The 10,623-nt window shown below is 45.5% G+C and carries 8 protein-coding genes; all 8 read right to left on the reverse strand.

Annotated elements, in window-relative coordinates:
* Positions 1–21: 21 nt before the first annotated feature.
* Positions 22–1,236 (reverse strand): aminotransferase class V-fold PLP-dependent enzyme, encoded by a 1,215-nt coding sequence (locus BWI44_RS10210; RefSeq protein ID WP_195208686.1) that lies wholly within the window; start codon positions 1,234–1,236, stop codon positions 22–24.
* A 23-nt stretch (positions 1,237–1,259) separates the two neighbouring features.
* The gene (gene sufD, locus BWI44_RS10215) at positions 1,260–2,603 is read right to left on the reverse strand and encodes a Fe-S cluster assembly protein SufD (protein ID WP_138290884.1); all 1,344 of its coding nucleotides are present in this window, start codon (positions 2,601–2,603) and stop codon (positions 1,260–1,262) included.
* Positions 2,604–2,606: 3 nt separating this feature from the next.
* Entirely contained in the window at positions 2,607–3,359 is a 753-nt protein-coding gene (sufC, locus tag BWI44_RS10220; protein WP_007210912.1) for a Fe-S cluster assembly ATPase SufC, read from the reverse strand.
* 24 nt (positions 3,360–3,383) lie between these two features.
* Positions 3,384–4,841: a Fe-S cluster assembly protein SufB gene (sufB, locus tag BWI44_RS10225; RefSeq protein WP_138290883.1), complete on the reverse strand. Its 1,458-nt coding sequence runs from the start codon at positions 4,839–4,841 to the stop codon at positions 3,384–3,386.
* On the reverse strand, positions 4,841–5,347 hold the full coding sequence (locus tag BWI44_RS10230) for a CvpA family protein (protein ID WP_138290882.1): 507 nt from the start codon (positions 5,345–5,347) through the stop codon (positions 4,841–4,843). Before BWI44_RS10230 ends, sufB begins: the two co-directional genes overlap by 1 nt.
* A 151-nt stretch (positions 5,348–5,498) precedes the next feature.
* Positions 5,499–8,585: a translation initiation factor IF-2 gene (gene infB / locus BWI44_RS10235; RefSeq protein WP_195208685.1), complete on the reverse strand. Its 3,087-nt coding sequence runs from the start codon at positions 8,583–8,585 to the stop codon at positions 5,499–5,501.
* A gap of 67 nt (positions 8,586–8,652) precedes the next feature.
* On the reverse strand, positions 8,653–9,975 hold the full coding sequence (gene nusA / locus BWI44_RS10240) for a transcription termination factor NusA (protein WP_007661584.1): 1,323 nt from the start codon (positions 9,973–9,975) through the stop codon (positions 8,653–8,655).
* A 4-nt stretch (positions 9,976–9,979) separates the two neighbouring features.
* Entirely contained in the window at positions 9,980–10,447 is a 468-nt protein-coding gene (gene rimP, locus BWI44_RS10245) for a ribosome assembly cofactor RimP (protein ID WP_007661583.1), read from the reverse strand.
* Positions 10,448–10,623: the final 176 nt, after the last annotated feature.

The following is a 10,623-nucleotide window of genomic DNA, read 5'->3' on the forward strand; positions in this document are numbered from 1 at the left end:
TCACTACCCCCTAATCACTAATCAGAACATCTTACCGACACGTTCGATACCTGCCACCAAGACATCGATTTCTTCTTTTGTATTATAGATTCCAAAGGAAGCACGCACTGTTCCTTCTATGCCGAGGCGTTGCATCAGCGGTTGGGCGCAATGGTGTCCTGTACGTACGGCAATACCGAGACGATCGAGCAATGTGCCCATATCGAAGTGATGAATATCACCCACAAGGAAAGAGATGACACTCCCTTTCTCTGCAGCTTCACCAAAGATGCGCATGCCAGGGATTGTTTTCAATCGCTGTGTGGCATATTCCGTCAATTCATGCTCATAAGCGGCAATCTGATCCATGCCAATGGCAGAAACATAATCGAGCGCTTTCGCCAGTCCCGTAGTACCGATATAATCAGGAGTACCGGCTTCGAATTTAAATGGCAATTCATTGAAGGTAGTACGTTCAAAAGATACATGCTTTATCATCTCACCGCCGCCTTGATAAGGAGGTAACTTATCCAGCCATTCTTCCTTACCATAAAGCACGCCCACACCGGTAGGCCCATACACTTTATGCCCCGAGAATACAAGGAAATCAGCATCCAGATCCTGCACGTCCACTGCCATGTGAGGAATGGATTGTGCCGCATCTACCAGGAAAGGTACATCATGCTTATGGGCAATCTTAATCATTTCCTTGATAGGATTGACCGTACCCAGAACATTGGACACATGTACTACGCTCACAATCTTCGTCCGGTCAGTGAAAAGCTTCTCGTATTCATCCATCAGGAGTTCGCCGCGGTCGTTCATCGGAATAACCTTCAGGTTGATACGCTTCCGTTCAGCCAGCAGTTGCCAAGGCACAATGTTACTATGATGTTCCATTACTGAAACAATCACTTCATCACCCGGACTCAGGAATTCTTCACCGAAACTGGCTGCCAACAAATTGATGCTTTCCGTGGTTCCCCTTGTAAATACGATTTCATTTATAGAACCGGCATTGATGAACTTCCGCACTGTTTCGCGACTTGCCTCGTGCAATTCCGTTGCCTGTTGCGACAGGAAATGTACACCACGATGCACATTGGCATTGACAGAATAATATTCATCCGTTATTGCATCCACCACACAACGCGGTTTCTGTGTCGTCGCCCCATTATCCAAATAGACTAATGGTTTGCCGTACACTTCACGGGAAAGTATGGGAAAATCGGCTCTTATCTTTTGAATATCATACATGTTGTTTAGGTATTAATATATTCTCACTTACATATCGCACAGCCTTGGCACTTATTCAGTTCGCCACGGAAACGTTTCTCAACCAAGAGATGTAAGCGATCCTTCAAAGCATCCAGACGAATGGTATCAATTACTTCGTTCACGAAGGCAAACATCAGCAACAAGCGGGCTTCACGTGCCGGAATACCGCGCTGGCGCATATAGAAGAGTGCATTTTCATCCAACTGACCAACAGTAGCGCCATGGCTACACTTTACATCATCGGCATAAATTTCCAGTTGTGGCTGCGTATACATACGTGCCTCGCGTGTGGCGCAAAGGTTCCGGTTCGTTTGCTGCGAACTGGTATGTTGCGCATCCGGACGCACTAACACCAGACCAGCAAATGCACCGACAGACTGATCATCGAGCACATACTTAAAGAGTTCATTACTCGTACAGTTAGGCACAGCATGGTCGATGATTGTATTATTATCTACATGCTGATTCTTATCTGCAATGGCCATACCACAAAGGTTGATTTCAGCGCCTTCACCTGCCAACAATACTTCAGTGGTATTGCGGGAAGTACCGTTATGCAAGGTCATGCCATTCAGCAATACATTGCTGTTGGCTTCCTGTTTCACATACATATTGCTGATACGTACGGTACTTGTGTGCGTTTCTTCCAGTTCGTAAAGATCAAAGACAGCATTCTCACCTACGAATACTTCTATCACCTGGGTTGCCAGGAAGTTCACGGCATCCATGGCATGATCACACACCAACATACGTGCCTGTGCGCCATCTTCCAGTACAATCAATACCCGGCGGTTCACCAAGAAGTTCACATCCCCCCGCAGGATGTTTACCAACTGGATAGGACGTTCCAAAGCAACATTCTTAGGTACATATAACAACACACCGTCTTGTGTAAAAGCAGTGTTGAATGCTGTCACTCCGTCTTTTGAAGTATCTGCCAGCTTGCCATAGTATTTCTTTACCAGTTCCGGATACTTCTCTGCCATCTCCTTCAAACTACCGAAGATAACTCCTTCAGGTAGATGTGAAGCAGGTAATGCTTTATTATAAAAAGCATCATTCACTACAAAGTACAGGGAGGTACTCATATTGGGTACATCGCATTTGAATACTTCATAGGGATTTACCGGAATATCCAGACGGTTCAGGTTCAACCCATAGTCCGGTTCAAAGAACTTGCTGACATCGGTATATTTATATTTCTCCTGTTTACGGGTAGGAAAGCCAAGCCGCTCAAAGTCGGCAAACGCAGTGGCACGAGGGGTATTCATCACCTCGGTGCTGTGCTGGCATATCATCGCTTCCGTCTGGGAGAAAAGATCTATGTATTGTTGTTCTGCATTCATAATTTATTCTCCCAACTCCTTCTTAATCCAATCATACCCCTTCTCTTCCAGTTCCAGAGCCAATTCCGGTCCCGCAGTTTTCACGATACGACCTTTATAAAGCACATGTACGACGTCAGGTTTGATATAATCCAGTAAGCGTTGGTAGTGAGTGATGACAATGGTACTGTTCTCCGGTGTTTTCAGCTTATTCACACCTTCGGCTACGATACGCAAAGCATCGATATCCAGTCCGGAATCCGTTTCATCCAAGATGCTCAATTTCGGTTCCAGCATCGCCATCTGGAAGATTTCATTCCGCTTCTTCTCACCACCTGAGAAACCTTCGTTCACTGAACGGTTAGCCAGTTTATTGTCCAGTTCCACAATGGCACGCTTTTCACGCATCAACTTCAAGAACTCACTTGCACTGAGAGCAGGCAGATGATTGTATTTACGTTGCTCATTCACCGCTGCACGCATAAAGTTGACCATACTCACACCCGGAATTTCTACCGGATATTGAAAGCTGAGGAAGATGCCCTCATGGCTACGGTCTTCCGGTGAAAAATCCAAAAGGTTCTTACCACAGAAAGTCACGCTTCCCTTTGTTACTTCAAAGGCAGGATTACCTACCAATACAGCCGAAAGAGTACTCTTTCCAGAACCGTTCGGTCCCATAATAGCATGCACTTCACCTGCTTTTACCGACAGGTTGATGCCTTTCAATATCTCTTTGCCATTTACACTGGCATGCAGGTCTTTTATTTCTAACATGATATTTATTTTTTTATTTTAAACTTATCCTACGCTGCCTTCCAACGAAATAGCCAACAATTTCTGAGCCTCTACCGCAAACTCCATAGGCAGCTTATTAAGCACTTCCTTAGCATAACCGTTCACGATCAGCCCTACAGCATCCTCCGTAGAAATACCACGTTGGTTACAATAGAATATCTGGTCTTCATTGATCTTGCTGGTAGTCGCTTCATGCTCCACAACTGCCGTCTCATTATGGATATCCATATACGGGAAGGTATGCGCACCGCACTTATCACCCAGCAACAGAGAGTCGCACTGGCTATAGTTACGCGCATTATCCGCCTTTTGAGCTACACGCACCAAGCCACGGTAAGAGTTCTCACTATGTCCGGCAGAAATACCTTTGCTGACAATCGTACTGCTGGTATTCTTACCCAGATGAATCATCTTCGTACCCGTATCCGCCTGCTGGTAGTTATTCGTCACCGCCACACTGTAGAATTCAGCCGAAGAGTTATCTCCCGTCAAAATACAGGAAGGGTATTTCCACGTAATAGCCGAACCTGTCTCTACCTGTGTCCAGGAGAGCTTACTGTTCGCACCTTTGCAGTTACCACGTTTCGTAACAAAGTTGTAGACACCGCCTTTACCTTCGGCATCTCCCGGATACCAGTTCTGTACGGTACTGTACTTCACTTCCGCGCGTTCATGCACCACAATCTCCACGATAGCAGCATGCAACTGATTCTCATCGCGCATCGGAGCCGTACAACCTTCCAGATAGGAAACATACGAATCATCATCCGCCACAATCAGCGTCCGCTCAAACTGGCCTGTATTACGCGCATTGATACGGAAATACGTGGACAACTCCATCGGACAGCGTACCCCTTTCGGGATATATACAAACGAACCGTCGGAGAATACTGCCGAATTCAATGCAGCAAAGAAGTTATCACGGTATCCCACAACGGAACCAAGATACTTCTGCACCAAATCCGGATGCTCACGTACAGCTTCACTGATGGAACAGAAAATGATTCCTTTCTCCATCAACGTTTCCTTGAACGTAGTCTTCACAGACACGGAGTCCATCACAGCATCTACAGCCATGCCACTCAATGCCATCTGTTCTTCCAAGGGAATCCCCAGCTTATTGAAGGTTTTTATCAACTCAGGGTCTACCTCGTCCATACTCTTCGGAGCATCTTTCTTCTTCGCCAACGGATCGGCATAGTAGGAAATAGCCTGATAATCTATCTCAGGAATACGGAGATGTGCCCATGTAGGCATCTCCAACGTCAACCAGTGACGATATGCTTTCAGACGGAACTCCAACAGCCATTCCGGCTCGTTCTTCTTCGCAGAGATCAACCGTACAACATCTTCATTTAGCCCACGCTCAATGACTTCCGTATGCACGTCGGTGGTGAAGCCGTACTTGTACTTCTCCTGCGTTAGTTCCTTTACATATTTATTGGGTTCTTCGGGTTGCATTATGTATTAAGTATATATTGTTCTGTAACTTCTTTTGCAGCCGGGAAAAACATTCCCGCGAACGACTCTATAGGATAATATAACACGGATTCCTCCTTCATTGTTCTATCAATCATCGTATTATCCGAGTCGATAAACTCGACAACACAGATAAGCAGACTCACCAATAGCAGAAATTTCAATGCACCCAGTCCGGCACCCAGCCAGCGATTCAGCCAACCGAGGGAAATTGCTTCCATCGCCTTCGTCAACAAAGATGCCACCAGCAAAAACAATAACGGCACCACTACCCAGATAACAACAAATGCCAATATCTGTGCAAATGTCATAGAGTCCGTTATCTTAGAAAAGACTCTCTCCGCTACCGACACATACAGCGCTTTCGCAGCCAGCAACCCAACAATCAATCCAAGGATAGATGCCAGTTGTCTGATGAAACCTTTTATAAAACCGGTGACTGCTCCCGCGCCAATCACTACTAATAGGATGATATCTATTATCGTCATATATAATAAGATAATAGGATGATAGGATGGCAAGATGATAGAATAATAATAGTTGATACAACAATGTGCCAATTGACTGCGTATAAACGATGCCGCAGGGCAATTGGCACATATATTATCTTACATTCTATTATCTTACCATCTTATCATCTTATAAAGTTTGTTTTACTTCTATTTCTTCGTAAGATTCGATAATATCGCCTACCTTGATATCGTTGCAGTTCGTCAGGCTGATACCGCACTCGAAGTTGGTACCTACTTCCTTCACATCGTCCTTGAAACGTTTCAACGCATTGATAGAACCGGTAAAGATTACGATACCGTCGCGGATCAAACGAGCCTTGTCGCTGCGTTTCACCTTTCCAGTCTTCACTAACGCACCGGCTACGAGACCTACCTTGGTTATATTGAACACCTCGCGAACCTCGATAGTTGCAGTTACCTGCTCCTTCACTTCCGGTGCCAACATACCTTCCATAGCGGCCTTCACCTCTTCGATAGCGTCGTAGATTACTGAGTACTTGCGGATATCCACACCTTCGTTCTCCGCCGTCTTTGCAGCGGCGTTCGATGGACGTACCTGGAAACCGATGATGATAGCATCCGAAGCGGCAGCCAGTGAAACATCGGACTCGGAGATAGCTCCAACGCCCTTGTGGATTACATTCACCTGTACCTGTTCTGTAGACAGCTTGATCAGTGAGTCGCTCAATGCCTCAACAGAACCATCCACGTCACCCTTAACGATAATATTCAGTTCGTGGAAGTCACCCAATGCCAGACGGCGGCCAACTTCATCCAAAGTAAGCATCTTCTGAGTACGCAGACCTTGTTCACGTTGTAACTGTTCACGCTTGTTAGCGATTTCACGGGCTTCCTGTTCCGTATCGATTACGTGGAATGTATCACCTGCAGCAGGTGCACCGTTCAATCCCAGAATCAATACTGGCTCAGACGGTCCGGCCTCTTTCAGGCGCTGGTTACGTTCATTGAACATAGCTTTCACCTTACCATACGCTGTACCTGCCAGTACGATGTCACCTACGTGAAGTGTACCGTTCGATACCAGCATGGTAGCTACATAACCACGTCCCTTGTCCAGTGAAGACTCGATGATAGAACCTGTAGCCTTGCGGTTCGGGTTTGCTTTCAGATCCAGCATTTCTGCTTCCAGCAATACCTTTTCCAACAGTTCGTTCACACCCAGACCTTTCTTGGCTGAGATATCTTGTGACTGATACTTACCGCCCCATTCTTCAACGAGGTAGTTCATAGATGCCAGTTCTTCCTTGATCTTGTCAGCATTGGCAGTCGGTTTATCAATCTTATTAATAGCGAATACGATAGGTACACCGGCAGCCATAGCATGGTTGATAGCTTCCTTCGTTTGCGGCATCACGTTATCATCGGCAGCAACGATAATGATAACCACGTCCGTCACCTTCGCACCACGGGCACGCATAGCGGTAAATGCTTCGTGACCCGGAGTATCGAGGAACGTTATTTTACGTCCGTCTTCCAGTTTCACGTTGTAAGCACCGATGTGCTGCGTGATACCACCGGCTTCACCGGCAATTACGTTCGCCTTACGAATATAGTCGAGCAATGATGTCTTACCATGGTCTACGTGACCCATGACAGTAACAATCGGTGCACGCGGTTCCAAATCCTCTTCAGAATCTTCTTCCTCTACAATGGCCTGTGCCACTTCCGCACTGACATATTCAGTCTTGTATCCAAATTCTTCCGCCACCAGATTGATGGTTTCAGCATCCAGACGCTGGTTGATAGACACCATGATACCGATACTCATACAAGTAGCAATAACCTGCGTTACGGAAACATCCATCATGCTTGCCAATTCGTTGGCAGTCACAAATTCCGTAATTTTCAGTACTCTGCTGTCCGCCATTTCGCGGTCTTCCTGTTCCTGCATACGGCTGTTCGCCATTTCGCGCTTGTCCTTACGGTATTTGGAAGTCTTGCTCTTACCTTTGGAAGTGAGGCGTGCCAAGGTTTCTTTTACCTGCTTAGCTACATCTTCCTCACTAACCTCCTGCTTGATGATCGGTTTCTTGAAGCGATCCTTGTTATTGTTGTTACGGTTGTTGTTCTTGTTGCCACCCTGATGGTTATTACCACCACCGGCACCTTGCTGACCACCGCCGGCATGAGAACCTTTACCTCCTCCACCACGATTGTCACCTCCACGCTGGAAATTGGATGCATTGTTGATGTCAACCTTCTCCTTATTATTATTAATACGAAGACGTTTCTTCTTGTTGGCGTTGGCATCGGTATCTTTCTCCTTACCATCCTTCGCTTTGTTGTCCTCGCGGCGAATTTCTTTGATAATCGCTTCTTTCATCTGCTTCTTCTGATCCTGACGGATTTTCTCCTTCTCTTCGCGCTCCTTCCGTTTCTCTTCTTTGGTCTTCTTCTTGGGGCGTGTAGACTGGTTCAGCGTAGCCAGGTCAATCTGACCGATGATATTGATTTTGGAAACAAACTCCGGCTTATGGATGGTGAAGATTTCATCTCCCTCCTTTGCTGGTGCTTCTTCTGCAACTGCAGGTTTCACTTCTTCCTTAGCAGCAGGTGCTACGGAAGCAGGCGTTTCCTTTTTTACTTCTTCTTTTGCCACTACCGGAGCAGGAGCTGGTTTCTCTACAACTTCCGGTTTCAGTATTTCTTTCACCACAGGAGCCGGTTCGGGTTCAGGATTCGGTTCCGGCTTTGGTTCAGGCCTGGGCTCTGGTTTGGGTTCGGGCTTCGGCTCCGGTTTGATTTCCGGCTTCGGCTCCGGTTTCGGTTCTTCCTTTACCACAGATACGGGTTCTTCTACTTTCTTTTCTTCCACTTTCTCTACTACCGGTTTCCGGTTCAGCTTATCCAAATCAATTTTTCCGACAGGTTTAAACTTCGGACGTGCATCTTCGGGGACAACAGTCTTAATTTCTTCCACTTTCGGTTTATCCGCAGTTTCAGTTTCGTAACCATCTATGGATACCGATGCTTTGTTACGATCTTTATTCTGTCGTTCCTGAATAAAACGTTCCGATTCAAGTCTAAGATTCTTATCTGTACTGAACTCTTTCACGAGCAAGGCGTATTGCTCCTCGTTAATCTTTGTGTTGGGGTTTGCCTCAACGGCAAAGCCTTTCTTCTGCAAGAACTCAACTACTGTCGAAATTCCTACATTCAAATCTCTTGTTACTTTATTTAACCTAATCGTCATACTAAAAAATTAATGAATAATGTGGAGAAAGAAGTTAGTGCAAACAGAAACCAATGTCAGCAGACACTTATTCTGTCTCTGTTTCTGTTTCAGATTCAGGCTCAGCTTCAGCCTCAAACTCAGGCTCGCCTTCGCTTTCCTCAAACTCCGAACTTAAAATGTGCAATACTTCGTCCACTGTTTCTTCTTCCAGGTCGGTCTTCTCAATCAACATCTCACGCGGAGCGTTCAGCACGGCTTTTGCAGTATCGATACCAATCGCTTTGATGGCATCGATCACCCAACCGTCAATTTCATCCCTGAACTCATCCAAGTAGATATCTTCATCCTCAACAGCCTGATCCAACTCACGGAATACGTCAATAGTGTACTCAGTCAACATACTGGCAAGTTTGATGTTCAAACCGCCTTTACCAATAGCCAGCGATACTTCTTCCGGTCTCAGGAAGACTTCCGCCTTACGTTCTTCTTCGTTCAAACGAATAGAAGAAATCTTCGCAGGACTGAGAGCACGCTGAATAAACAACTGAATATTGGACGTGTAATTGATTACGTCAATATTCTCGTTGCGTAACTCACGAACGATACCATGAATACGGCTACCCTTCACACCAACACAGGCACCTACCGGGTCAATACGGTCATCGTATGACTCAACGGCAATCTTGGCGCGTTCACCAGGGATACGGGCAATCTTCTTGATGGTAATCAGTCCATCATTGATTTCGGGCACTTCCATTTCGAACAGACGTTGCAGGAATACTGGCGACGTACGCGAAAGAATGATCTTCGGGTTGTTATTCTTGTTGTCCACACGGGCTACAACGGCACGTGCCGTTTCTCCTTTGCGATAAAAATCGCTCGGAATCTGTTCCGTCTTAGGCAGCAGCAACTCGTTACCTTCATCATCTAGCAGCAGCATTTCTTTCTTCCATATCTGGTATACTTCTGCATTAATGATGTTGCCCACCTTATCAATATATTTATTATAGATACTGTCTTTTTCCAGTTCCAGAATCTTAGAAGCCAACGTCTGGCGAAGGTTCAAGATAGCACGGCGTCCAAAGTTTGCGAAGATTACCTCATCCGTCACTTCCTCGCCTACTTCATAAGAAGCATCAATCTTCTGTGCTTCCGATAATGCAATCTGCAAGTTCGGATTTTCCAAGTCTTCATCCGCCACCACTTCACGGTTACGCCATATTTCGAAGTCCCCCTTGTCCGGGTTCACGATAACGTCGTAATTCTCATCGGTGCCGAACATCTTCGCAATCACACTACGGAACGACTCTTCAAGTACGCTCACCATGGTGGTTCTATCGATATTTTTCAGTTCCTTAAATTCCGAAAATGTATCTATCAAACTGACAGTTTCTACTTTTTTGGCCATAGTCTTATTTAAAACTGATTAAGTATTTAGTATATTTTATTTCATCATACGCAAGGGTTTCGTCCTCTTCCACTAATGTGGGGCGTTTAGCGCCTTCGGGCTTTACCTTCTTTTCTACAGTTACCGTAAAATGCTGTTCATCGGCTGTTTTCAGTACGCCGCATAGCTTACGTCCGTCTTTTCTCAGTACTTCCACTTCCTTTCCGATGTGGTTGATGTACTGTTGCAACACTTTAAATGGCTGTCCGATACCGGCAGAACCTACCTCCAACTCATAATCTTCATCCTCACGGTTCAACTTGGATTCGATGTATCGGCTCAACTCTACACAATCTTCAATCCAAACCCCTTCTTTGTGGTCAATTTCCACCACAATCTTGTCGTCCGGGCTGATAGTTACTTCCACCAGAAAGTACTCTTTTCCCTCCAGCCACTCGTCAACAATTTGACAAACAGTTTTCTTTTCTATCATTGATTAACTATATAAGAACAAAAAAAGGAGCTTAATTGCCCCTCCACCTTTCATCCATTGCGGTTGCAAAGATATAAATAATCTATTCGACTACAAAATATTAGAGAAAAAAAGAATGTTTTAACGGTTAGTTGACGTAACTATTTCATTTCTGACGGGATATGAACATAATTTCC

The organism is Bacteroides sp. Phil13 (genome assembly GCF_001940965.1).
Lineage (GTDB): Bacteria > Bacteroidota > Bacteroidia > Bacteroidales > Bacteroidaceae > Bacteroides > Bacteroides intestinalis.